Source organism: Parasediminibacterium paludis, assembly GCF_042651445.1.
In the GTDB taxonomy this organism is placed as follows: domain Bacteria; phylum Bacteroidota; class Bacteroidia; order Chitinophagales; family Chitinophagaceae; genus Parasediminibacterium; species Parasediminibacterium paludis.
This window is the reverse complement of the sequence record NZ_JBHSDC010000019.1, coordinates 39,278-65,522: the sequence shown is the minus strand read 5'-3', so window position 1 is coordinate 65,522 and position 26,245 is coordinate 39,278. Positions and strand designations below refer to the sequence as shown.

The following is a 26,245-nucleotide window of genomic DNA, read 5'->3' as shown; positions in this document are numbered from 1 at the left end:
TTTCTAAGTATCAACTATGGAAAAACAATGTATTTATAAGCTTATAATGCGTCTAAAAGGGCGACAACACCTTCTCTTTTTAATATTAAATAACCCAATCTATCATTGCTAATGCCTTTTTTTAGTTGATAGCTAAATACTAATTCGTTATCAGCAACATTGGTTTCAAAAAAGCGAAAATCGATATTAGGATATTGTTCTAATTGAACGCCTATCTCATATAAATGGGTAGATAAAATAAATAAGGCATTAGGCATTTTATGCAAGCCTTCAATAACGGTCGTGCTACATTTCATCGCATCCTGTACGTTGGTGCCTTTAAACAATTCGTCTATTAAGATAAGCCAACGTTTACCGTCGCTTATTTTTTCAATGGTGTTTTTAATGCGCTTTACTTCGTTAAAAAAGTAGCTTTCCCCCTTCATAATATTATCTTCTACATTAATATTACTTAACAAGCCATCAAATAAACTGAGTTGCATGTTTTGTGCAGGAACGCCCATGCCAATATGTGCTAAGTATACACAAACACCTACTGCTTTTATAAAAGTGCTTTTACCAGCCATGTTTGCGCCAGTTAGAAATAAAAAGTTGGTATCCTTATTCAACGTTACATCGTAACTCACAGGTACGTTTAGTAGCAAATGCCACAAGCCTTTGGCTTCAATAAATGGTTGTGTTGTAGCTTCAATTACAGGAAAAGTAAACTGGTATTTTTTGCTAGCAATGGCAAGGCTTAAATACGCATCTAGTCTTGCATAGATATCCATTAAATCGGAATTTTTTTGCTTAAACTGACTGCGCAGATAGCTACCAAATTCTAGTATTTTGTACTGAGGTATACTATCTTGTTTTTCGTATTGTTGTATGGCTTGTATGTGATGGTTTGATAATAAATAAGTAATTCTATCGCACCAAGTCTGTATTTGCTTACTTGTGTTTTGTTGTTGTAATAAGTTTACTATTTGTTGTAACCCTTTAAAAAATGTAGCAAAATGTTCTACAGAGTATTTTGTAAGTGAAAAATCAGATTTACTGATAATTGCGTATACAAAACTATTCAAACCATTGGGATTTGTAGGATAAGCATCAAGCTGCGTCTCATAAAACTTATCCATTACCATCATCGTACCATTGGTAATAGTGGTAGGAAAATTATCTATACAAGTAATTAACGTTTGAATGGTCAATTGCGCATCTTGTATATCGTTAAGATTATCTAATGGGCGACCTAAAATCCAACGCAAATACTCTCTGCCATCATTGGTTTGGGTAAAGTTAAGTTTATGAAAAACCGACTGTTCTTCATCGCTATGAAAAATAGAAAGATCTTGTAAGGTGGTTTTGTCTATTTGCATATTAGTTAGGTTGCTATTGTATTAGCATTAGCAAGTAAAATTCAAGATATAAATGGTTTAGATACAAGATTTACTTTTTTCCATAAAATTTATTTGTAACCTCAGAAGTTCGTATCTAGAACGGTTTGTGTTGTATTACTTAACTTCTATCAAATTGTAGGCGCAACCCTTTGACAGATTCATTAAATTGACCATTTTGATAGGCTAAATGACCGCTTACAAAAGTGTGTGTAATACTTGCAGGTACTGTAAAACCTTCTAAAGGGCTCCAAGCACATTTGTATAGAATATTGCTTTTGGATATGGTTTCTGATTGATTTAGGTTCACCATTACTAAATCGGCAAAATAGCCTTCTCTAATAAAGCCACGCTCTTTTATTTGGAAACAGATAGCCACATTATGACTCATTTTTTCAACCACTTTTTCAATGCTGATTTTACCTTCTTTTACATAGTACAACATGAGTTGTAAGCTATGTTGTACCAATGGAAGTCCTGCATGTGCTTTTTCGTATAAGCCTTCGCCTACAGCAATTAGAGGGCGTTTCGGGTCGTTGGTTCTCACACATCCTTTTTCTTCCAATATATGGGGCGCATGATCGGTAGCAATTACATCTAATCTATCGTCTAGCAAAGCCTCCCAAAGCGCTGTTTTATTATTGGGTGATTTGATGGCAGGATTACATTTTATTTGATTGCCTAATGTGGCATAATCATCGCTTGTAAAATGCAAATGGTGTACACAAACCTCAGAAGTAATTCGCTTGTCTTTTAAATCAATCATATTGCCAAATAATTGTAATTCTTTGGCAGTGGTGATGTGTAAGATGTGTAAGCGACTGTTGTACTTTTTGGCAAATTGTATGGCCTTAAATGACGATTCAAAACAAGCTTCTTCATTGCGAATGATAGGATGGTCACTTGGTTCTAGTTCTGCTTTCTCTGCTTTTATTTTTGCTAGATTGGCCTTGATAACACTTTCTTCTTCACAATGCGTAGCAATTAATAATTCACTTCCTTCAAATACACTTTCAAGCACCAATGGGCTATCTACTAGTAAATTTCCAGTAGAACTACCCATAAATATTTTTACGCCACAAACCTCATGTTTTTTTGCGTTCGTTTTTAAAATTTCGTCTAGGTTATTGTTAGACGTACCCATATAAAAAGAGTAATTGGCAAGTGCTGTTTGCTTACCAATCTCGTATTTCTGTTCAAGCAGTTCTTGTGTAAAAGCTGGTGGATTGGTATTTGGCATTTCCATAAAGCTTGTTACACCGCCGGCTACAGCTGCTTTTGCTTCTGTATAAATATTGGCTTTATGTGTTAAACCTGGTTCACGAAAATGCACTTGATCATCAATACAACCTGGCAGTACATATTGGTTAGTACCATCAATTTCTATCACTGCTTCTGAAGTGCTAATATTGGTGGCAATTTTTTCTATACGCTGATTTTTAATCAATATATCACCATGAAATTGTTTGCCTTCGTTTACTATAGTGGTATTTTTTATAAGATAATTTGCCATAAACAGGTTTTAAATTCGCCAACAAGATTAAGGAATATGTGGTAATTTTTAGCAATAAAAAAGGCTTGGCAAATTTGCCAAGCCTTTTTTATCATCGTACAATATTTAAACTGTCTAATTCAAAGTCTGTAATAACGGGCCGTAAATTATTTTTCATTTTTGCCACCATCAAATTCCCCACTTTTAAAGCGTCTTTTTCTGATGCAAATGTTTTTCGCCCAGTAATTGATGGAATTATATCTTGTGATATATAAACAACATCTTTAACATAGATATCATAACCCCAACCACCTGTACTTAACTGTTTTGCTTTAGCTACAATCGCATTTTGTCGATGCTTTTGGTATTCTGTAATTGTAAATACAATAACAGATAACGCAAAAAGTACGTATATCCAATTCTTTTTAATCATTTGCATTGTAAGTTGCATCTGGTTGGAATTCTTCAATATCGTCGAATGGTAAACCACTAGCTCTACCAGTAGATACAAAACCTCTACCCTTAATTGTAAATCCTATGGCACCTGAACGCGCAGAACGTTCGAAATCGTGTTTGCGTGACCATCTATCTGTTGCAAAATCGTAAGCCCAAACTTTAGAAGTATAGCCACCAATTTCACCAGTTGCTAAGAAACCTTTGTCACCAATTACAAATGCAACAGCATTTGTGCGAGCGATGTCAGTATAATCATCATCAAAACTGTCAGTACTAACGTTGGTGATTTTGTTTAAAGCAGTCCAAGGTTGAGTTGGGTCGGCAGCATTTGGATCATAAACATAGAAGTCATTTAAATTAGTACCACTGCTAGAACCAGTAACCAAATATGCTTTATTGTTATATACAAATGCAACAGCAGCAGAACGCTTTGAACCTGGACTAGCGATTTCAGTTTGCCAAGTATCATTTGCTGGATTATAAGAATACATATCTTTTTGTGTACTACCATTATAACCACAAGTAACAAATCCCTTTTGTACGCTACCTACTGTTAAAGTAAAAGCAGTTGCATCGTATCGACCATCGCTATTACCAGTACCTGCGTTAACTGGTTCTGGGAAATCTTGTTTTTGGGTCCAACTGTTACTAGCAGGATCATACTGCCAAGTATCTTTTAAGCGTTTTGTGCCATCGTAACCTGTCGTAATATAGCCTTTGCCATTTACAGAGAAACCAGCCGCAGAGTTACGCGCTACACCGCCAAACGTTGCTTTTAGTGTCCAAGTATTATTATCTGCACGGTAAGCCCAAACGTCACGGTAACGGTCTGTACCATTGTAGCCTGTAGCGAGATATGCTGTATCACCTATCGTAAATGATGTGGCTTCATAGCGCGCATCACCATTTAATTGAGAACGCGTAACCCAGTTACCAACTAAGTCGGTAGAATCACTGCCTTTAGAACAAGAGATTGCCAATAAAACGATACTGGCTGGTAAAAAGAAAAAGTACTTTAAATGCTTCATGATCAGTTAAAATTTTGCTGAAATTATTAGTAGGCTTGTCAAAGAAATAGTTAATATGGATTTTTAAATAGTATTTGTAGATGAATAGTTTCATTTTGTCTACTAACTATTAAAAATTAGATTACCTATATTTGCAAACGGGCTGCAAAATAAGGGAAATATTTATTTCGGTATGATGTTGCTACTAATAGACAAGATTAGGCATTTTATCGGGTAAAACAATTTATTTATCCATACTAACAATTTTGTAACAACGGGGAAGCCTAACATTGTATATTCTATTATTAATAGTATTGATCGTTTTAAAACGCATAAAAAGCCAAAATGCAGCAGAAATTTTCCATTATTGTTTTACTGTCACTTATCATCGGTACAATAGCCTGCAAAAAGGTTGATATTCAATTTGGTAGCGATTTTGTAGATGCAGGTACCACGCAAATCATTAAAGTTGATACGTTCAGTGCAGAACTATCCACCGTATTTGTAGATTCATTTGCCACATCTGGTTTAGGCACCACACTCATTGGTGGCTACAAAGATCCCATTTTTGGCACTATCGCTACACAAACTTACTTTCAAGTAGGGCCGCCTAGTTATCAAGATATTTATGACAATGTGATATTTGACTCATTGACATTGATTCTTAAATTAAATAAGCATTTTTATGGCGATACTACAAAGCCTGTTCACATAGATATATCGAGAGTGACCGATAAAATACAACCTTACGACAACGGTACAACTCTATACAATGTGAATTCGTTTAACGTGAATCCTACAGTTTTGGGTGCAAAAGATGTGATTATCAACCCCAATCAAACAGATACCATCTATATTAAGTTAGACCCAGCTTTAGGACAAGAAATCCTGGATATGTATACTAGAAAAAGTGATACTATTAAAACAGCTGAAACATTTCTAAATTACTTTCAGGGTATTCGTATCAGTAGTAATAATAGCAGTCAGTTAGTTTTTGGTTGTAGCGATAGTGCTAAATTTCGTATTCAATATAGAAAAAAGGATTTGTATTTGATCAATAATAATATCGATTTTACAATCAATAATAGAAGCCTCCATTTTACAAATATTTCTGTAGACAGAAGTACTGGTTCTGCAAATATCAAAGACTTAGGGAATGGCATAGGTCAGGTGAAAGAAAAGAGTAGTAGGCTAACTGATAATGTGGCTTATTGTCAATCTGCAGGTAGTGTTATTACAAAGATTAAGTTTCCTTCAATTAAAGATGTTGTGAAAGCACCCAATTTTGCCAAAATTCTTAGTGCTAGATTGATTATAAGACCTGTAGCGGGTACCTATGACAGAAATTTCTTTTTGCCGCCTTCATTAAGATTATCTACCACAACCGCGCTTAACATGATAGGTAGCGATTTAACGGTCTTAAATTCGAGTGGTACACAACAAACGCAACTTGGTAATTTATACATAGATTATGCTTATGGGGTAAGCACAGCCTACACTTACGATGTAACAAACTATATAAAATATGCTATTAACAATCCTAATAATGATTATGACGGATTGTTGATGTCGCCACCAAATAGCAATTACCAAACATTGTTTGATAGGGTAGCAATTGGTAATAGTCTAAACAATATTCCTAATAGTAAAATAGAGTTGCAGATTTATTATGCAGCCATACAATAAACCCACAGCTATTGGTTATTGCTTAAAACAACAACACATGAAACTTAACATACTTTCTGGTTTATTTATTATTAGTTTATTTGCTGGCAGTAGTGTACTTGCACAAAACAATGCGTCTCCATATTCCATTGTAGGGATTGGTGATATCGAAAAAAGTAGTTTTGATAGAACAAGTGGTATGGGGTATGCTGGTGTTGCCTTATCATCCGATGCTACAAATCGGTTTTTATACCATGCAAATCCAGCATCTTATAGTGGCATGCAAGATAAGTTTTTTAACTTTGAAGTTACGGCACGTTATAAAGGTGTAAGTTACTCTGGTTCTCCTATCTCAAATGCATCGGCAAGTCAATCATCAGATTTACAATTTAAAAAGCTAGTAGTTGCTATAAAAATCAAACCGCGTTGGGGTGCTGCTATTGGCTTATTACCTTTTAGTACTTCTAATTATTCTTTTTATAGTACCAAAACCGTAGTTGGTGCACCTATTATTGTTCCAACTTATAACCAAGGTACAGGCAGTACAAATCAGTTTTTTATTGCTAATAGTTACAAAATTAATAAGCACCTTTCTGTGGGTTTGCACACGGCATATCTTTTTGGACAATTGGATCAAAAAGAAACATTAATTAATAGCATCAGTGATAGTTCACTAGTAACAGATAAAAATATTCTGCTTGGTAATTTTTTCTTTAAAGGAGGTATCCAGTATCAAACAAATATTAATAAAAAAATACAACTACTTGCAGGCGTAACAGGATCGTTAAAAACGGCTTTAAAAGCTAATAATCAATTAAAAGTAACAGATGGTACAACGGCTTTATTAAGTAATAATCATTATAACGATACTTATTTTAACCTACCACTTTCTTACACAGGCGGTCTTGCAGTGAAAATTAAAAATAAATATACTGTAGCAGCAGATTACAATTTTCAAGGTTGGGCAGGCGCAAATGCGAACGCTTACAACTACCAATTAGTAAATAGTAGTAGGTATTCGTTAGGTTTTGAATATTCTAAAAAAATAAATTTTAGAGACTATCAAGGAAATATTTTAAGTGCTGAGAAATATTTTATGCAAGCTGGTTTGTTTTATTCTGATTCTTATTTAAAAATTTACGGCAAACAAATTAATGAATATGGTATTACGTTCGGTGGTGGCTTTAATACTGTAAAGAGTAACCTTGGCTTGCAACTAGGTTTAGAAATTGGTAGAAGAGGTACCACAGATATAGGCTTAGTAAAAGAAGTATACACTCAATTTCATGCAACATTTGTTTATAGAGATTTTTGGCGTGTAAAACTTAAGCGCTACAACTAATAAATTTTGAAACAAAAAAGCAACCCAAATCAGGTTGTTTTTTTGTTTTTAGTGCTATTTTTTATTCAGCTTCAAGTTCAGCGATTAAGGCTTTTACCTTGCTTTCTATATCGTCTCTTACCTCGTTAAATTGAGCTGGTTCCATATGTTTGGGATCCGGAATAACCCAGTCAACAAAGCGTTTTGCTGGCATCCAAGGGCAAGCGTCTCCGCAGCCCATGGTTATTACCGCATCAAAAGGAGCGTAGGCTTTTACTTCTTCAAGGCTTTTGCTATCGTGTTTAGAAAGGTCATAGCCAATCTCTTTCATGGCTGCAATAGCTTTGGGATTCACAATACCACTGGGTTTGCTGCCAGCGCTGTAAGCTTCAAATGCATTGCCCCCATGAATAATGGCAAATGCTTGACTCATTTGGCTACGATTACTGTTTTCGATACAAACAAATAAGAGTTTCTTTTTCATGTATTATTTTTAGTAAATTAAAATAAACACATACTGTTTTATTTAAAATCGTATCTCCTTTTATTTAATAGTATTGATTGATTAAATTCAACAACTCCTGTATACCGCTACCCTAACTAATATTGTACCATCCAAAATTTGATATTGTATCTAAAGTCGAAGCGCATATCAAAAAACGAACATTTTTGGTATTTATACCACTAAATCTTTTTTAACTATGTCAAATTTGATGATGTACTTAAAAGCATATTTGCTCTATCGGTTTTTTACGATAAGACAAATGTATCAATCACATTTGAATATCATCGTATTTTTACGATAAATATTTTTTAAAAAAATGCATCGATAGAAAACGAGGCATTTAAATAGATTAGTCTTTATAAATATGTTCTATAGCTGCAACACATTTTTCCATTACTACCTTTCTTTTTAAACTCAGTTTAGGCGTCATTTCACCTGTTTCAACGCTCCATTCTTTATCGAGTAGTTCAAATTTTTTCACTTGTTCTACATGGTTAAAATATTGATTGAAATCTTCAATGATAGACGTGTACTTTTCTAAAACAGCAGGTTGTTTAATGGCGTCGGCATTAGTCGTAAAAGGTAGTTCTTTGTGTAGCATCCAAGCTTTTAAATGTGTAAATGATGGAACTATTAATGCACCCACAAATTTGCGTTCGCTACCCACAATCATTATTTGCTCTATAAAAGGGCTTTCTTTAAACTTGTTTTCTATAGGTTGTGGCGCTACATATTTGCCACCACTTGTTTTAAACAGTTCTTTTTTTCTATCGGTAATTTTTAAAAATTTATTATCTACCCATATGCCAATATCGCCAGTATGTAACCAACCATCAATTACTGTTTCTGCTGTTAAATCTGGGCGTTTAAAATAGCCTTCCATAACACTTGGTCCAGCTACTAAAATTTCGCCATCTTCAGCGAGTTTTACTTCAATACCATCTATCGGTGGCCCTACCGTGCCAAATTTAGTACCGTCTTTTGCCTTGCGATTAACACATATTACTGGGCTATTTTCTGTGGGGCCATAACCTTCATACACAGGTATTTTGCCAGCATTGAATATACGTAACAATTTTACCTGACAAGCGGCCCCGCCAGTAACAATAAAGCGAATATTACCACCTAAAGCTTCACGCCATTTTTTGAAAATGAGTTTGTTGGCTAGGGCAAGCTGCAAATTGTACCAAATGCCACCATCTTCTAGATTATCGTATTTTTCAGCCACACTTACAGCCCAGTAGAATAATGTTTTTTTAATTCCCGTCAATTGGCTACCCGTGGTCATTATTTTTTCAAAAACTTTCTCTAACAAGCGTGGTACTGTGGTAAATCCATCGGGCTTAATTTCTTTTAAATTATCGCCAATAGTGTCTAAACTTTCTGCATAATAAATACCTATACCACTATACAAGTAGATATACGTGACCATTTTCTCGAAAATATGATTGAGTGGTAAAAAGCTAAGCACTTTGCTTTCTGGTGCATCTTCAAAAGGAAAGCTTTCTTTACTAAGTTTTACATTACTAAAAATATTATTATGACTAAGTAATACACCTTTAGGAACACCTGTAGTACCAGACGTATAAATAATAGTAGCAATTTGTGATGTGGGAATGCTTGCCCTTAAGCTAGTAACTTGCTGTAAAGAGGCCTCATTAGCAGATGCTGTAATGTTGCTCCAATGCTTACAACCGTCAATATTATCGAAGCTATAAATACCTTGTATCGAAGCTACTTTTGGTGCTACACTTTGAATTTTTGTAAGCATTTCTTGGTTGCTTACAAATACATATTTTACCTGTGCATCGTTAAATATAAATTCAATTTCGTTAGGATTGGTAGTAGGGTAAATGGGCACTAAAATAACCCCAATTTGCTGTGCGGCTAGGTCGGTAAAAACCCATTCTGGTCTGTTGTTGCTAATGATGGCGATTTTGTCGCTGCCCTCGGCCGTCATATCTCTTCCGCTTAAGCCAAGATTGAGTAAGCCAGCACTGAAATTGTTAACAATGTCTTGAACTTGTTGGGTGCTGTAGGTAATCCATTGCCCATTTTCTTTGGCACCAAACATATCTGTTTTAGGAAATTTTCGTAGCTGCAAGTCTATGCAATCAAACAAACGCATTCTATCATTCATGGCTCAACCGTTTAAAATCGTTAGGGTAAAAAACAAAAATAGCTAGATGAAGGTTTAAGATAGAGGTAAAAATAGACAAGATTCAAGAAACAAGCAAAATAGTGCCTGCAACTTGAATCTTGAATCTATAATTTAATTTTTTATAAGTATTTATCGCCTTTCGTTCTTTTCACTTCGGCTACATATTCTTTAATAGCTTGTTCTTTTTCTTTTTTGCATATCATCAATGCATCTTTTGTATCAATTACAACAAAATCATCTAACCCTTGCAATACCAAAAGTTTGTCAGAAGGGGCACTAATCATACATTTAGTAGCGTCAATGATGATTGTATTGTCGCTAGCTACGGCATTACCTAAGGCATCTTTTTCAAGGTTATCGTAGGCGCTGGTCCAAGTACCTAAATCGCTCCAGCCAAAAGAGGAAGGAATCACATACACATTTTGTGCTTTTTCCATAATAGCTACGTCGATAGCCACATTTTTACACAATGGATATATACGATCTATTGCTTCTTTTTCATTTGGTGTATTTAGATTCTCTTTTTCAGCGTCAAATAATTCAAAAGTGTCCGTATCGTATTTTTCAAATGCTTCCACCACATCGGCGGCTTTCCAAATAAAGATGCCGCCGTTCCACAAAAAGTCGCCACTTTCTAAGAAGCTTTTTGCAATTTCCAGACTAGGTTTTTCGGTAAAAGTTTTTACTTTAAAAATACCATCACCAGCATCGTTTTGTTGGTCAAATTGAATATACCCGTAGCCAGTATTTGGGTAAGTTGGCTGGATACCAAGTGTTACAAATGCATTATTTTGGTCTACAAAATTTAGTGCCTTTAAAGAAATATTTCTAAAGGTGTCTGTATCCATAATCATGTGGTCGCTTGGTGCCACAATTAACGATGCATTGGGGTTTTGCTGCTTTAATTTAAAAGTAATATAAGCCACACAAGGAGCTGTGTTTTTTCTGCTTGGTTCAGCAATAATATTTTCTTTAGGAATATCCGGCAATTGCTCTTCGCAAATATGACTGTATTCAGCAGCGGTTACTACATAAATATTTTCTTTAGGAATAAATGCAGCGTAGCGCTCAAAAGTCCATTGAATTAAACTTTTGCCAGTATTTAAAATATCTAAAAACTGTTTCGGGTAGCCTACACGGCTTTGTGGCCAAAAACGACTGCCAATACCGCCAGCCATAATGGCTACATAGTGATTTGGATTATTCATAATGTTCATTAGGTTTTATAAAATCAAATATAAAGAATGTATGGTTGTTAAAGAATTTTATTAAAATTGATAAGAACAAGGTAACATCCATACAATTTTTCTGCCGTTTATCGTTCATTGTCCGGCAAATACGCATATCGATATTTACATAATGCCTTCTTTTATTAAGTCGTGCAAATGTAGTACACCCAAATAAGTATCATTTTCAACTACAAGCAATTGGCTTATGTCATGCAAAGCGAAAACATCCAATGCATCTACAGCCATACTATTTGGTGCAATGGTTTTTGGGTTACTTGTAAGAATGTCTGAGGCTGTTATGGTATCATAGTTGGTACTGCGTTCTAACATACGTCTTAAATCGCCATCGGTAACAATGCCCTTAATGGTATTGTCGGCATCAACTACGGCAGTAACACCAAGGCGCTTTTGAGTAATTTCCAAAATCACCTCTTTTAGCGTAGCTGTAGGTAATACTTTTGGTGAAGGATTGTGTGGGTAAATATCACTTACTCTAAGATACAATCGTTTGCCTAAATTACCGCCAGGATGATATTTTGCAAAATCATCACCTTTAAAACCTTTTAGCTCCATTAAACATACAGCTAATGCATCACCCATTACCATTTGTGCGGTTGTACTTGTGGTAGGGGCCAAATTATTAGGACAGGCTTCTTTATCAATTGTGGTGTTAATGATGTGATGACACTGGCTAGCTAAGTAGCTTTTTAGATTGCCAACCAAGCCTATCAGTATATTATTAAAGCTTTTTATCAAAGGTACAATCGCTTTTATCTCAGCACTTTCTCCGCTCTTACTTATTAGTAATACAATGTCCTCGGGCTGAATCATACCAAGGTCGCCATGAATGGCATCGGCTGCATGCATAAACAAAGCTGGAGTACCAGTAGAGTTGAGTGTAGCTACAATTTTTTGTGCTACAATAGCGCTTTTGCCAATGCCACTTACCACCAAACGACCTTTAGATTGGTAAATCAATTCTACCACCTTTTCAAAGTCTGCATCAATAAAATTGCCCAAAGCTGCAATAGCTTTTGCTTCTACAGCAATGGTTTGTTTGGCGGTTTGTGCTATATCCAAGTTCATGTATTGTAAAGGTAAGTGGCGCAAATGTAAAATGTTGCTAGCATACCAATACTGATATGTATGGGTGAATATGAATCAAGACAGCAAAACCAACTACTTTTGTACAAATTATTTGTAATTGATAGAGAAACAGAAAATAAAGGACGAAGAACGTGCTGTATTGGTAGGTTTGGTACAAAAAGACCAAACGCCCGAACAAGTAGAAGAATACTTAGACGAGTTGGCCTTTTTGGCAGAAACAGCTGGCGCAAAAACAGTAAAGCGTTTCACACAAAAAATGCTACGTCCAGATAGTAAAACCTTTGTGGGTAAAGGTAAACTTGAAGAAATAAAAAACTATATACAAGGTAAAAATATTGGTTTAATAGTCTTTGATGATGAGTTGACTGGTTCGCAAATAATCAATATTGAAACAGAACTTAAAACCAAAACCCTTGATAGAAGCGATTTGATTTTAGACATTTTTGCCCGCAGGGCAAGAACAGCTCAATCTAAAGTACAGGTAGAACTAGCACAGTATCAGTACATTTTGCCACGTTTAAAAGGTATGTGGAAGCACTTAGAAAGGCAAGGTGGTGGTATAGGTAGTAGAGGCCCGGGCGAAACCGAAATTGAAACGGATAGACGTATTGTGAAAGATAAAATCTCGTTGCTGCGCAAGCGTTTACAGGAAATTGATAAGCAATCTTTTACCCAACGTAAAGAGCGTGGTGAATTTATTCGAGTGGCTTTGGTAGGTTATACCAATGTTGGAAAAAGTACCTTAATGACTTTGCTGAGTAAAAGTGAAGTTTTTGCAGAAAACAAATTGTTCGCAACACTAGATACCACCACAAGAAAAGTAGTATTTGAAAATACGCCTTTTTTGTTAAGTGATACGGTTGGATTTATTCGAAAACTACCGCATCACTTGGTTGAAAGTTTTAAAAGTACTTTAGATGAGGTACGTGAGGCAGATATTTTGCTGCATGTAGTAGATACATCTCATATAAAATATGAAGAGCAAATAGGTGTTGTAAACAAAACTTTGCAAGATTTAAAAGCGTTTGAGAAGCCAATATTGACCATTTTTAATAAAATGGATCTGTACGAGCAGAAATATTTTGACGAATGGCTAGATGATAGCATAAAAGAACAACTACGCCGTGAATTAAAAGAGCGTTGGGAGGAGGAAACTAATAATAATTGCGTCTTTATATCAGCTATTGAGCGCCAAAATATTGACTTATTGCGAGAAACTATTATGGAAAAAGTGAGAGAAATGTATGGTATTAGATACCCTTACAAAACCATTCATTTTTAGTAGTAAATTTTATGGGCGATAAAAAAGTAGTTTGGTACAAAATTGCTGAAAGCGAAGATGCTATTGCTTTTCAAACTAATAGTATGTGTGTAGTAGAAGCCGATGGTAAAAAAATATCATTAGCTAAATTTAAAAATGAGCTATTTGCCTTTGCATATAAATGCCCGCATGCAAGTGGTATTATGGTAGATGGTTTTATTGACGCACTTGGCAACGCCGTTTGCCCATTACACAGATATAAGTTTAGTCTTAAAAATGGCAGAAACGTAACAGGCGAAGGGTATTTTTTAAAGACCTATGCTGTAAAAAACACTCAGGAAGGCGTATTTATAGGATTTGAAGAAAAAAGTTTTTTCAATTTTTTATAAAATATTTTGCCAAAATAAATTATCCCCTATTTTTGCAACCCCAAACAGGGAAATTCTTCCTTAGCTCAGTTGGTTAGAGCATCTGACTGTTAATCAGAGGGTCGTTGGTTCAAGTCCAACAGGGAGAGCAACGAGGTACTAGCAATAGTACCTTTTTTATATCTGGATTCGATTTTCAAGTACAAAATAATGACTATCAAACTGATTCTAGCCTTTTATTTACAGCTATCATGGCTACTTTGCCCAGCTAACATTAAATAAAATAGTCGCATTGAAAATGAAGCATTCTTGGTAATTCCAATTGGCTAAAAAAAGCTGTTATCGATTTTATAATACTAAGTGGCGTTTTAGCTTTAAATAAAAATCGTTGGGATTAAAAGGTTTGGTTACATAGTCTTGCATGCCCACTGCCAGTACTTTTTCTCTCACGTTGGTGGTTGCAGATGCTGTAAGTGCAATGATGGGTATTGCGCTATTAAACTCTCTAATTTTTGTTGTGGCTGTATAACCATCCATAACGGGCATTTGTAAATCCATTAGTACCAGATCAAAATTGGTTCCTAGTAGCTTTTCTGTTGCTAATAGTCCATTTTCTGCTACGTCTATGGTTGCATTCCAGCTTTCCAATAGCTGTGTCGCAAATAGAATATTAAACTGTGTATCTTCAACTAACAAAATACGTTTGCCTTTTAAATCAAAATCAATTACATCTTCCGCAGCTATGGTGTTTTGGTTTATTTCAGCAACTTTTAATTGTAATGTAAAATAAAAAATAGAACCGCTACCTGGCTCTGAACTAACATGGATATCAGAATTCAGTAAGCCCAAGATACGTTTGGTAATGGCCAGTCCCAAGCCTGTACCACCATATTTTCTAGTAATAGAGGTAGACGCTTGCATGAAAGGCATAAAAATGCTATCTAGCTTGTTTGAAGCAATGCCTACACCCGAGTCCTTTATCGCAAAATCAATTTCTGCTTGTTTATCAGGTAATAGTTTATTCAGTTTGGCGCTAACAGTGATAGTACCCTTTTGGGTAAATTTTACCGCATTAGAAATAAGATTATTAAATACTTGGCCAAGCCTTAAGCCATCACCAATATAGTGTTGCGGAAGGTTTTGATCAATGTCTAAAACAATCTGGTTTTCTCGTTCGTCGGCTGCGTTTTTATTACCAGTAATAATATCGCTAATAATTTTTTTGATGCTAAATACCGACTCTTCTAACTCTAACTTGCCCGATTCTATTTTATTAAAGTCTAAAATATCATTGATTAATACTAGCAAATGGTCGGCTGAGGTTTTTAGCGCTCTCAAATTGCCTATCTGATCTTCTCGAGGGTTATTTTTCAATAATAAATGCCCCATACCTATCACTGCATTTAGCGGTGTACGTATTTCATGGCTCATGATAGATAAAAACTCAGACTTAGCTTGGCTAGCAAGTTCGGCATCGTTTTTTGCAAGTATCAACTGGCTTTCTACTTCTTTACGTTTGGTTATTTCATCATTCAATAAATCTACTATTTGTAGTAAATCATCATCTTGGTGAATAATGGCACTGTTTGCTTTTGTAGATATATTATTTAATGCATCTTTTAGTTTTTTGATAAAAACATTCTTAAGTTCAAATTCTTCTTTGAGCTTTTCGTTTATTTCAGAAAAATCTTGTTGGCTAATGGTGAATGAATGGTCAGATAATTCTTTGTCTTTATCAAAAGCTTCGTACGAATCGCTGACAGCTTCAACGAATTTTAAAAAATGCTCATTGGCAAGTAGTTCGGGGCTACTATATTTTTTTAGTTGCCTATTTACTAATTTATGATATGATTGTTTAGGATTAGGCTGCATTTTATTCGTTAAAGGTTGTGATAGTCATGGATTGATTATTCAGCTCGCATTTGGTATTGGCACTAAGTGGTGATATTTCACCGTACGAATAGAAGCCCGTAATAATCGTTTCATTGCAAAAAATATCTTTTACGGTTTCAATTTCTTCGTCTGTTCGCTTACTTAAAATTAATTTTCTACCTACGCAGCTAATTAGTAATGCAAGCTTAGGCTTAGTGGTAGTGTTGAATTGAACCAAAGCATTGTTTGCAGCCTGACTAGCAGCATCTATAATTTTGTCAAAATTGGCTTTCATAAATCGTACATATGCGCCTTCTGGAATATCACCCGCAAATACCATCTCTTTTTCATGTTCGTTGATAGATAAAATAGTACGCACTAAATAGCCCTCTTGTCCTTCTAATCGTACACAAAGTGGAAAAAGAAGTGCCGAACCAGGCAATTCATCTACGTATTTTCCAAGGTATTTTTTGTATAAATCTAAAGCGCTGCCATTATCTATCTCGTATAAGCGATTAGCTACAGAGCGTGTAACCTTTTTCTCGGGCCCAAAAATTTCCCAGCCACCCATCGAGCCATGACCAACTTGTAAATTACTACCGTAAAAGCCAATTGCCACAATATTACCTTCTGTAGGCGGTTGATTGCAACCTACTAGTGTAGAAATAAATCTGGCGGCATCGCCAGCCAGACCACCCGTTACGGGTATTTTACCATGGTTAATATCTTCAATACCTCTTACTAGCTCGCTACCGTTTACTAAGCCACCATCTGAAATGATTAATACATAAGAAAGGTTGCCAAGAAAATTTAATTGGGTAAATAATAATTTGCCAGCTTCAAAACTATTGGGCTGGTCTTTGATGTTTATATTAAGTGTTGTGAAATGTGTTTTTTCAAATTCTATGGCTACAACCGATACGCTGTCATCGTAAACACTGTCATTATAAATTTCGCCAGCTGTTGAGCATAGTACAATGTCAGATTGTGGGTAATCTTGTTGTAAATGTTTGAAAATAGTATCGTCTTGCAGCAATGTTTTACTACCAAATCCTAATACAAGTTTTTTGCTGTTGCTACTAAGCGTATCTCCAGTTGAAGGCGTAAAATGCCCATTTGTAAACAGTTTTTGTGCTACTTTCATGATGCAATAGTTTAGGTGTTGTTACAAATCAGAGTATATATTACGCATTTGTGCTATTACTTTAACAACAACGTCATGGCATAATTGTAGCAATTCTGGCAGGTTGGCTAATAATAGTTTACCTTTTCCTACTGCTTCAATATCTCTTACAACTTGTTTCAACGAATTTATAGCTAAATTATCTATACTTGGTTTAATCTTATGCGCTAATGCACCCATTTTTTCTAATTCATTTGCCGCAAATGCTTGTTGCATTTCCTGAACCATCTGTGGTGTTTGTTCGCAGAATATAGCTAACATTTTCTTAATAAAAACCTCGTTACCACCACTTATGGTATTTAAGTTAGTTAGGTCAAACAAAAGTTCATGGTTGATATCTGGCATAGCAAAGTTAGTTTCTACTGTTTTTGTAGGGGGGGGTACTGATTCGGCACCAAGCCACTTGGCTATTACTTTCAATAAATCTTCCTCCTTAAAAGGCTTCGGCACATAATCATTCATACCAGACACAAAACATTTGTCGTTTTCGCCTTTTATTGCATTAGCTGTTAACGCTATAATAGGTACATTATTGCCTTGTTTTCTTATGGTTTCTGTTGCTTCAAAGCCGTTAATAATTGGCATTTGTAAATCCATTAATACCAAATCTGGCTTAACGCTATTCACCTTCTCTATTGCTTCAGCTCCATTAATCGCTTCAAATATTTGCGTGCCGTAATTTTCTAAAATAATAGATGCTACCAGTCGGTTCATATCATTATCATCTACTATTAGTATTTTCTTATTGGCCAAGAAGTTTTTCTTAAACTCAATGATTTCTTTGGTTTTTAAATCAGCATTAGTGCCTTTGTTGAGCGTGAGTTCAAAACTTATAGTTGTGCCCACCCCTTTTTTACTGGTGGCGTATATTTTGCCACCCATTAGTTCTACAAGGTCTTTGCAAATGCTCATACCTAAGCCAGTACCACCATATTTTCTACTTACCGATTCGTATTCTTGGCTAAATTTTTCAAATAAACGTTGTACAAATTCGTCGTCCATACCAATACCTGTATCTGTAATGGTTATTTTTATGAGTTGCGATGTTGATGTATCGCTTAATACGGTTAGTGTTACATCTACAGTGCCTTTTTCGGTAAATTTAATCGCATTGCTTAATAAATTTAGCATGATCTGGTTTAGTCTGTAAGGGTCGCCAATTAACACCTTAGACACCGATTGATCGAAATATGAATTTGTGAGTTTTAAGCCTTTTTCGTCTGCTTTATTGGCAAGTACTTGCATAGCATTTAGTACAAATAAATGCGGTTCAAAACCAATGTTTTCAAAACTTAGTTTGCCTGCTTCAATTTTCGATAAATCTAAAATATCATTAATAATTACCAATAAATTATCTGAGGCAGAATTAATGGTGTTTAGATAAAATTGTTGTGTGGAATTAAGCGGTGTTTTGCCAAGTTGGTTAGCCATTCCCATAATGGCATTCATTGGTGTGCGTATTTCATGACTCATATTTGCCAAGAAATTTTGCTTGGTTTTTGCCAGTTCTTCGGTAATTTTCTTAGCTTTTTTGAGTTCTTTTTCAGCTAAAACCCTATCGGTAATATCAACGGAAAAACCGATTATATATGGTGGTTTGCCTGGTTCTTCTTTCAAAAAGTTATTGTAAAGTGTGTAAATTATCCGACCACTTTTATTCAAAACTCTTAAAATACCATTTGCTTGTTTTTGGGCAATGATGTTATTTAGATAAACTGTTTTAAATAATTCTTTGTCTTCGGGCAGCATAAATTCATCAATGCCATGGCCAATCATTTCTTCGTCGGTGTAGCCATAGAGCTTGCCCACCATTGGGTTTACGGTTAAAAATTTACCTTCTAAATCGTGTGTGGTAATAATAGCCATACTATTATCAATCACATCTCGATAGCTTTTTTCGCTTAGGGCTATCTGCTGTTGAATAGTTTTAATTTCTGTAATATCTACACCATACCCAATTACCAATTTCACCTGTTGATTGCTATCTAGTACAGGATACATATTTCGTAATATATATATCTTTGAGCCGTCGGCAGTAGTTCTTTCTTCTTCCCAGCTCTTTAATTGTTTTGTTTGCGACACACCATTAAAAATACGGCGTCTGCCCTCTAAAATGCTTTGAGGTAGGTTTCTAAGTTGAATATAATCTTCATCTTTTTTGCCCACCATCCATTTTCTTAATTCTACATCTTTAATGGCTTTGGGATTTAGGTATAAATACCTGTGTTCGTTGTCAAATACTGCTATATCAGATGGGATATTGTCCAATATTTCTTCGTAAAATACACGTTGGTCTTCAAGTTTCTTTTCCGCAGTAAGTTTTTCGGTAATGTCGTTATACACCCATAAGCTGCCCACAAATACACCTTGGTTCCATATAGGTATAAAATCTCTTACAAAAGTGCGACCATCTACTAGCTCTAGTTTATCACCCGTTACAAGCTCCTTGTTTTTATAAATAGTGGTAATGCCGTCTATAAAGGCTTCTGCATTTTTAAACAAATGTTTGGAAGCAAGTGCGGCCTCTGTACAACTGGCGCCTACTAGTAAAGCTGGGTCTATTTCTATGCCAAATAATTCGCAAAAACGTTTATTTACAAGTGTTATTTGCTTGTCTTCGTTTTCTAATAAAATGCCCGCTTGTAAGTTGGCAATAAGCGACGACATACGACTTGCGGATGCTTCTACCTCTTTTTCAATTGATTTCTTTGCAGTAATATCAGTATGCGTACCTATTATACGTATTGGTATATTATGAATGGTTTTCTCAATTACCACACCTCTATCTAATACCCATCTTGTAACCCCACTCTTATCAATTACGCGATATTCTAATGAGTGGTGGTCTATTTCGCCTTTGCGATATTGTTTATCGGTATTAAGTACTATATGCTTATCTTCTGGGTGTACACAATTGTACCAAAGTTCTGCATTGTTATTAAAGTCTTCTGAGGAATAGCCTAATAATTCAAATTCTTTTTGCGAGAAATTGGTTAAATTAGTTACAAAATCGTGTTCCCATACATTATCGCCCATTTTTTGTAAAGCAAGGTTTAGGCGCTTATCAAATTCTTTTAATTTTCTATCTGCTTCACGTTCTTTCGTAATATCTTCCTCAATGGCAAAAAACTGAATTAAATTTCCATCTTGGTCAAAAATGGGCTGAGAGTTAATACGAAGCCAATAGCCTTCGCCACTTTTTTTGTAATTATATATTTCACAAGTAAAAGGCTGTGCATTGCGTACTTTCTCGCGTATATAAAGTTTGGTTTCTTGGTCTGTGTCGGGTCCTTGTAAAACACTGCCAGGGGTTTTACCTTTTACTTCCTCTAACGCATAACCTGTATTTTTAATAAATCCTTTATTCACCCATTCAATGTTGCCCTTTGCGTCGGTAATTACTATGGGGTTAGGTGTTTGTTGAATGATATATGAGAGTTTATGTAACTCTGCTTGGTCCTTTTTAAATTGTGTAATATCTCTACCGTAAATATTAATATAGCGTTCTTCTACAAGTGGTTTACATATAAAAGAAAAATCTCTATTGCTTGATTTGGTCTCAAAAGTCCACTCTTGGTTGTCGCCTTTAAATCTTTTCGATACGAGTATAAAAAAATCTTTATAACTATATTCTACACCATTGTCGTAGAAAATTTCTAATTGTTCTGCGGCTGGGTTTCTTGTTAAAACATTGCCTTCTAAATCTATTCTAATTAAGGGGTTGGGTGTGAGGCGAGAGAATAAAGCAATATCATGTATTTCTTTATTGGCTTTTTTAAGTTCGTTTTTTTGTTTGTTGACTGTTTTTAGTACTTGTTTTAAATCGTCAGAAGTAATTTCTTGCGTTTTTAATACATGTAGTAAATCTATCATAGGATCATGATAGGCAAAATCATCAAGTGTTAGATTGTTTTCTATCACTTCTTCGATTGATCCAAACCAGGGCGAACCCAAAAACAAAAGCTCCTCAGTGTTTTCTAAATATTCAATTTGGCCTCTTATTTTAATGCGCTTTTCGTTCAAGCATTCAATAATAACTTGTTGGCCAGCTATATTTTTGAGTGCATTAAAGTTTAAACCTATATCTGCAGGACGCTTAATAACACAACTATAACTTAATGGTAAATTTTGTCTATTAGGAAATACTTTTTGAAGGGTTTGGCCATAGTCTACTATATCCAAATTTTGGTTGATACGGATATAAAACGGAAATAACCGATTAAACTGCTGTTTTTCAAAAAGGAATTGATTTGCCAAAATATAATTACCAAATTAGTTTAAAAATCTCATGACCATCCTCTCCAATTTTCTCTTGCACTAATTCAATTGCTAATGGTGTGTTATACATTTTACCTAAACCCAAAAGTAAACCTCTCACAAACTCTCTCAATCCAGCTCTTTTAGAAAAATAATGCACATATAATTGATGTTCTTGTACATCACTAATTCTAAATTCTGGCGGTGTTAATTTAGGATAAATCATCATTATCCTATTATGAAACACGGGCAAGTTAATTAAAAATTCTTTTAAATTTTTACCTCCCGCTGCCATTAATCCGCCATATTTTTCTTTGCCAATTTTTAAGATCCACCATTCGCCAAATGCATTAAAAACATCGTCTATGTGTATATCCATTTCTGCCGACACAGCATTGGCCAACAAAAAGGTTATTTCGTCGTCGTAAGGCTCGTTGCTGATAAAAAAATCTATATCAACACCACTACGGTCTTTTATTGCTTGCCATTTAGCTTCGCCAAAATTTTCAATAACCAAATCTTCTATTGCTTTATTTACGATACCGTACATAGTATGCCTTTATTTACTTATGATTCAACCTTTATGTAGAGCATAAATTGTACCCAAGTAAATATCGCAATAAGTGTTTCATTATCAGTTGTTTATAGTTATAAAAGTGCGTTAACAATCCAATAACTGGAAGGTTTGTCCATTTTTTGGAATTATGTCTTTTACTTAATGTCGCCGTCTTGAATCATCTTGTATATCGTACTCTTACCAATATCAAGTTTTTTGGCGGTTGCTATCACATCATTATTGTTTTTTTTCAAATAGAATTTAATGATGTCAAGCGAATATTCTCGTAATGTTTTTTCTTCAATTATAAAATTATCTTCACTTCTTGTAGCGTTAAAAGTAATGTCGTCGGCTACAATTTCGCTACCGTCGCACATTACAGCTGCAAGTTCTACCATGGCTTTTAGCTCTCTTATATTGCCTGGAAAGTTGTAGCGTAGCAATTTATCTTTGGCGCTTTGGGCAATATTAATACTACCAAGTTTGTTTTCTTTAGCAAAGTCGTCTAAAAAATACTTCGCCAATATCAAAATATCATTTCCTCGTTCTCTTAATGGTGGCAAATCAATGGGCAAGCCGATAATGCGATAGTATAAATCTTCTCTAAAATTACCTTTTTTTACCTCTTCTGCTAGGTTTTTATGAGTAGCTACTAATAGGCGTATGTCTAGTTTTATTTTCTCGTTGCCACCTATGCGTACCACTTCTCTTTCTTGCAATACCCGAAGCAGTTTACTTTGTACGCTTAAATCTAGCTCTGCTATTTCATCTAAAAAAATTGTACCACCATTTGCCTCTTCAAATTTGCCTATTTTTCTAGTTACGGCGCCAGTAAATGCGCCTTTTTCGTAGCCAAATAATTCGCTTTCTACCAGTTCTCTTGGTATTGCAGCCATATTGACTGGTACAAATGTTTTCCTTTTTCTATCACTGTTGTAGTGAATAGCTTTTGCCACTACTTCTTTACCTGTACCTGTTTCGCCACTTATTGATACATTGATATTGGTTTTAGACGCTTTTTCCATGATTCTGAAAATATTTTTCAGTGCATCACTTTGGCCTATCAATGTTTTTTCAAACGAAAATTTTTGCCCCAATTCTTCACGCAACTGCGCTACTTCTTTGCGAAGTGATTGGTTTTCCCTAATGTGAATAATGCTTTTCCATAGCAAGTCTTTGGTCGATTCATCTTTTACCAAATAATCACTCACGCCCATTTTTAACAAGTTTACAGCCACGGTGATATCTTCTTGCGAACTGATAACAATTACGGGTACTTGCTTGTCTATCTCACGAATTTTTTGGTATAGCTTATCGCCTTGCATATCTGGTAGCGATATATCTATGGTTATTAAGTCTGGCAGTAGGTATAGTTTGTTAAGGCAGTCTTTTGCCGTTTCAAAGCGCGTTATTTTATAATCTGGGTTCAGGCTTATATGGTACTGTAGCAATTCGCCATACCATTTGTCGTCCTCAACCATAAAAATATTATAAGCACTCATAAGCTAGCAGATTAGAAAAAATGGGTAATGCTGTAAAGATTGTCCATTTTTTAGAATTTCTTTCCAAAAAATAGATATTTCTCGTATTTCCTCAAAGATTTTTTATTGATTATCAATGGTTTATTTTCTGGCACTAGCTTTGGAAATGTATTGGCACGAAAGGAATTAAGAAATAGCAACATGAGAATTAACAAACAATCCTAAACCTTTTGAAAAACAAAAACCTTAAAAAACAGACACTTTAAATCCTAATTAAAAAACAGAAGGAAAGTCCAGCATTCTACGAAAGAGCCACCACCAAAATCCTATTAAAAACAAACTTAGTGCTTTAGAAAACAGTGTAGCAAGAAAAGATGGTATGAGTTATTGAAAAAGTTCATGCCCTATACTAAAAGAAATACCCCTATTCTTTTGGTAACCCTAATAAAACTATTGTCGAGTTATTTACTCGGCAATAGCTTTATTACAATTTGAGGATTAATTTATACGAATATTTAAATTTTGTACTAGGAGCACTCGGAAAGAAATACCCCCTAATCCCTAGTTGTTTACGAACGACAACCATCTGCCCACGCGGATGGTTTTTTATTTTTAGGAACTCAATTTTCACAAAATCTTGGTGCATATTTTTGACATGGTTATTTAAAGTAGGTATCAAATATTTATTTTTGAAATCACTAAACAAATAAATAATCATGATACAAAACCACGAAATAGACTACCGCATTTTAGGCGAAGAAATGCAATATGTAGAAGTAGAATTAGACCCCAACGAAACCGCAGTTGCCGAACCGGGTGCTTTTATGATGATGGATGATGGCATACAAATGCAAACCATTTTTGGTGATGGTAGTAGCCAACAAAATGGTGGTTTATTGGGTAAATTATTTAGCGCAGGTAAGCGGATGCTTGTGGGCGAAAATTTATTTATGACAGCTTTTACCAATGTATCATATGGAAAAAAGCATGTGAGCTTCGCATCGCCTTATCCGGGCAAAATTATTCCATTGGATTTGTATCGTCTTGGCGGTAGCGTTATTTGTCAAAAAGATGCATTTTTATGCGCCGCCAAAGGCGTAAGTGTCGGCATAGAATTTCAACGAAAATTAGGTACAGGTTTATTTGGTGGCGAAGGTTTTATTATGGAAAAACTAGAGGGAGATGGTATGGCTTTTATGCATGCTGGTGGTCATGTAGTACAAAGAGAGCTGCAGGCTGGCGAAATTATTAAAATAGATACTGGCTGTATTGTAGGCTTTACCGCTACAGTGAACTACGATATTCAGTTTATTGGTGGCATTAAAAACACATTATTTGGTGGCGAAGGTGTTTTTTTTGCAACATTACAAGGTCCTGGTACTGTGTGGATTCAGAGCTTGCCAATTAGTAGATTGGCAAGTAGAATTTTACAATATGCTACGGGACCAAGAAAAGAAGAGGGTAGTATTTTGGGAGGTTTGGGCAATTTAATTGATGGTGATGGCTGGTAAAACTTAACAATATTTTTTGAAGCGAATTACATGGATTTTTCAATTTATTATCATTCGTGTAATTCGCTCCAATTTGTATCATCAAAGTATCTTAAACCCATCGGCGTCTTTTAAGAAAGGAATGCTTGCTATTGTTTTTTCTAGAGATTCTTTATCGAGTGTGATGGTAAAAATGTCTTCATCATCAGCTTTGTGATATAAAGTTTCGCCTAGCGCATTTACCACCATACTATCACCGCTGTGATAAATACCGTTCCCGTCCTTACCCACACGGTTGACACCTACCACATAGCATTGGTTTTCTATGGCTCTAGCTGTTAATAAAGTTTTCCAAGCGTGGCTTCTTTTTTCTGGCCAGTTGGCTACATACAGTAAAATATCGTATTCAGGAGTCTCGTCTTTATTGGCTTGCTGCCTTGCCCACACAGGAAAGCGCAGGTCGTAGCAAATTTGTAAGTTTATTTTAAACCCTTTTACTTGAGCTATCAAGCGTTTATTACCTGCTGTGTAATGCTGATCTTCATTGGCATAGCCAAATAAATGGCGCTTATCGTAATAGCCCATTTGTCCATTTGGTAATATCCAGATAAGTCTATTGTAATATCTACCACTTTCTCCTATCATTAAGCTACCAGTAATAATTACGCGCTTTTCTATGGCAGTTTTCAGCATCCATCGTACCGCTTTACCATCCATGGTTTCTGCTAGTTTTTCTGGCTGCATGCTAAAACCTGTGCTAAACATTTCTGGCAGTACAATTACTTCGGTTTTAGTGGTAATGCTATTAATTTTTTGGGTAAATTGTTCTAAGTTGGCATCTATATTTTCCCAAACTATATCTGCTTGTATAATGGTAATCGTTAATGACATACTACTTGTTTTTAGAATTGTCTCTTATTTTTGCAATAGCGGCTGCAATTAATTTCGGCTCAAAGCCACGCTGTAATAGAAAGCTAGTGGTTTTAGCTTGTCGGTTTAAGTATTGCTCACTTTTTAGGCTATTCCATTTTTTTTCGGCTAATGCTTGTAAGGTAGCTAAATAGTCTGTTTCATCAATACTTTGCATGGCTTTGGTAATATTATAGCTACTCACTTTATGTTGCTGCATTTCATATTTTATTTTTATTCTGCCCCATTGCTTTATCTTAAATCTGCCACTTACAAAGGCAATGGCATAGCGTTCCTCATTCAGGTAATTCTCTTCTATTAGTTGTGATAACAATATGTCAACATCTTTTTTATACAACCCTAAGCTATACAATTTTTGCTGTGTTTCGTAATGGCTACGCTCTTGATAGCCGCAAAAGTGTTTTAATTTTTGCAGCGCTTCTTCTGTTGTTACTTGCTTTTTAAATGTCACTGCTGTACCTGCGTTTATCAATTAAAGCCAAGAATATCTAGGCATTAAAACCCATTGTTAACAATCAAAAATAATGG

20 protein-coding genes and 1 tRNA gene are annotated in these 26,245 nt (G+C 35.2%); 6 read left to right on the top strand and 15 right to left on the bottom strand.

Annotated features, from left to right (window positions below; genetic code table 11):
• Nucleotides 1-41: 41 nt before the first annotated feature.
• From ACFOW1_RS10075 to ACFOW1_RS10060, 4 genes are all read right to left on the bottom strand, one after another.
• Complete coding sequence (locus ACFOW1_RS10075; RefSeq protein WP_379014012.1) at nt 42-1,358, bottom strand: MutS-related protein; 1,317 nt, start codon at nt 1,356-1,358, stop codon at nt 42-44.
• Nucleotides 1,359-1,497: 139 nt separating this feature from the next.
• Nucleotides 1,498-2,889, bottom strand: coding sequence for a dihydroorotase (locus ACFOW1_RS10070; protein WP_379014010.1), 1,392 nt, complete (start codon nt 2,887-2,889; stop codon nt 1,498-1,500).
• A 91-nt stretch (nt 2,890-2,980) separates the two neighbouring features.
• The gene (locus ACFOW1_RS10065) at nt 2,981-3,301 is read right to left on the bottom strand and encodes a DUF4907 domain-containing protein (protein ID WP_379014009.1); all 321 of its coding nucleotides are present in this window, start codon (nt 3,299-3,301) and stop codon (nt 2,981-2,983) included.
• Nucleotides 3,294-4,352 carry a Kelch repeat-containing protein gene (locus ACFOW1_RS10060; RefSeq protein WP_379014008.1) on the bottom strand — a complete coding sequence of 353 codons (1,059 nt, stop codon included), beginning with the start codon at nt 4,350-4,352 and terminating at the stop codon, nt 3,294-3,296. Before ACFOW1_RS10060 ends, ACFOW1_RS10065 begins: the two co-directional genes overlap by 8 nt.
• A 324-nt stretch (nt 4,353-4,676) precedes the next feature.
• Between ACFOW1_RS10060 and ACFOW1_RS10055 the strand changes: the two genes are divergently transcribed.
• Both ACFOW1_RS10055 and ACFOW1_RS10050 read left to right on the top strand, forming a co-directional pair.
• On the top strand, nt 4,677-6,017 hold the full coding sequence (locus tag ACFOW1_RS10055) for a DUF4270 family protein (protein ID WP_379014007.1): 1,341 nt from the start codon (nt 4,677-4,679) through the stop codon (nt 6,015-6,017).
• Nucleotides 6,018-6,054: 37 nt separating this feature from the next.
• Nucleotides 6,055-7,338, top strand: a complete 1,284-nt coding sequence (locus tag ACFOW1_RS10050) for a hypothetical protein (RefSeq protein ID WP_379014006.1) — start codon at nt 6,055-6,057, stop codon at nt 7,336-7,338.
• Between the two features lie 61 nt (nt 7,339-7,399).
• On the opposite strand, the gene ACFOW1_RS10045 is transcribed toward ACFOW1_RS10050, so the two are convergent.
• The 4 genes from ACFOW1_RS10045 to ACFOW1_RS10030 form a co-directional block, all read right to left on the bottom strand.
• Entirely contained in the window at nt 7,400-7,801 is a 402-nt protein-coding gene (locus tag ACFOW1_RS10045; RefSeq protein ID WP_379014005.1) for an arsenate reductase ArsC, read from the bottom strand.
• A 370-nt stretch (nt 7,802-8,171) separates the two neighbouring features.
• Entirely contained in the window at nt 8,172-9,962 is a 1,791-nt protein-coding gene (locus ACFOW1_RS10040; protein ID WP_379014004.1) for an AMP-dependent synthetase/ligase, read from the bottom strand.
• Between the two features lie 140 nt (nt 9,963-10,102).
• Entirely contained in the window at nt 10,103-11,191 is a 1,089-nt protein-coding gene (locus ACFOW1_RS10035; protein ID WP_379014003.1) for a mannose-1-phosphate guanylyltransferase, read from the bottom strand.
• 144 nt (nt 11,192-11,335) lie between these two features.
• Nucleotides 11,336-12,298 (bottom strand): KpsF/GutQ family sugar-phosphate isomerase, encoded by a 963-nt coding sequence (locus ACFOW1_RS10030; RefSeq protein ID WP_379014002.1) that lies wholly within the window; start codon nt 12,296-12,298, stop codon nt 11,336-11,338.
• 118 nt (nt 12,299-12,416) lie between these two features.
• On the opposite strand from ACFOW1_RS10030, the gene hflX reads away from it, so the two are divergent.
• From hflX to ACFOW1_RS10015, 3 genes are all read left to right on the top strand, one after another.
• Complete coding sequence (hflX, locus tag ACFOW1_RS10025) at nt 12,417-13,601, top strand: GTPase HflX (protein ID WP_379014000.1); 1,185 nt, start codon at nt 12,417-12,419, stop codon at nt 13,599-13,601.
• Between the two features lie 11 nt (nt 13,602-13,612).
• Nucleotides 13,613-13,969: a Rieske (2Fe-2S) protein gene (locus ACFOW1_RS10020; protein WP_379013999.1), complete on the top strand. Its 357-nt coding sequence runs from the start codon at nt 13,613-13,615 to the stop codon at nt 13,967-13,969.
• Between the two features lie 54 nt (nt 13,970-14,023).
• Nucleotides 14,024-14,097, top strand: a tRNA-Asn gene (locus ACFOW1_RS10015).
• A 199-nt stretch (nt 14,098-14,296) separates the two neighbouring features.
• Here the strand turns inward: ACFOW1_RS10015 and ACFOW1_RS10010 are convergent.
• From ACFOW1_RS10010 to ACFOW1_RS09990, 5 genes are all read right to left on the bottom strand, one after another.
• The gene (locus tag ACFOW1_RS10010; RefSeq protein ID WP_379013998.1) at nt 14,297-15,820 is read right to left on the bottom strand and encodes a response regulator; all 1,524 of its coding nucleotides are present in this window, start codon (nt 15,818-15,820) and stop codon (nt 14,297-14,299) included.
• A 1-nt stretch (nt 15,821) separates the two neighbouring features.
• On the bottom strand, nt 15,822-16,964 hold the full coding sequence (locus tag ACFOW1_RS10005) for an FIST signal transduction protein (protein ID WP_379013996.1): 1,143 nt from the start codon (nt 16,962-16,964) through the stop codon (nt 15,822-15,824).
• A 21-nt stretch (nt 16,965-16,985) separates the two neighbouring features.
• Complete coding sequence (locus ACFOW1_RS10000) at nt 16,986-21,260, bottom strand: PAS domain S-box protein (RefSeq protein WP_379013995.1); 4,275 nt, start codon at nt 21,258-21,260, stop codon at nt 16,986-16,988.
• A 7-nt stretch (nt 21,261-21,267) separates the two neighbouring features.
• Complete coding sequence (locus ACFOW1_RS09995) at nt 21,268-21,810, bottom strand: heme NO-binding domain-containing protein (RefSeq protein ID WP_379013994.1); 543 nt, start codon at nt 21,808-21,810, stop codon at nt 21,268-21,270.
• A 161-nt stretch (nt 21,811-21,971) separates the two neighbouring features.
• Entirely contained in the window at nt 21,972-23,318 is a 1,347-nt protein-coding gene (locus ACFOW1_RS09990) for a sigma-54-dependent transcriptional regulator (RefSeq protein WP_379013992.1), read from the bottom strand.
• Nucleotides 23,319-24,013: 695 nt separating this feature from the next.
• On the opposite strand from ACFOW1_RS09990, the gene ACFOW1_RS09985 reads away from it, so the two are divergent.
• Complete coding sequence (locus tag ACFOW1_RS09985; RefSeq protein WP_379013990.1) at nt 24,014-24,808, top strand: TIGR00266 family protein; 795 nt, start codon at nt 24,014-24,016, stop codon at nt 24,806-24,808.
• 81 nt (nt 24,809-24,889) lie between these two features.
• Here ACFOW1_RS09985 and ACFOW1_RS09980 read toward each other — a convergent pair whose 3' ends face one another.
• Both ACFOW1_RS09980 and ACFOW1_RS09975 read right to left on the bottom strand, forming a co-directional pair.
• Nucleotides 24,890-25,678: an amidohydrolase gene (locus ACFOW1_RS09980; protein ID WP_379013989.1), complete on the bottom strand. Its 789-nt coding sequence runs from the start codon at nt 25,676-25,678 to the stop codon at nt 24,890-24,892.
• 1 nt (nt 25,679) lies between these two features.
• On the bottom strand, nt 25,680-26,168 hold the full coding sequence (locus ACFOW1_RS09975; RefSeq protein WP_379013988.1) for a regulatory protein RecX: 489 nt from the start codon (nt 26,166-26,168) through the stop codon (nt 25,680-25,682).
• Nucleotides 26,169-26,245: the final 77 nt, after the last annotated feature.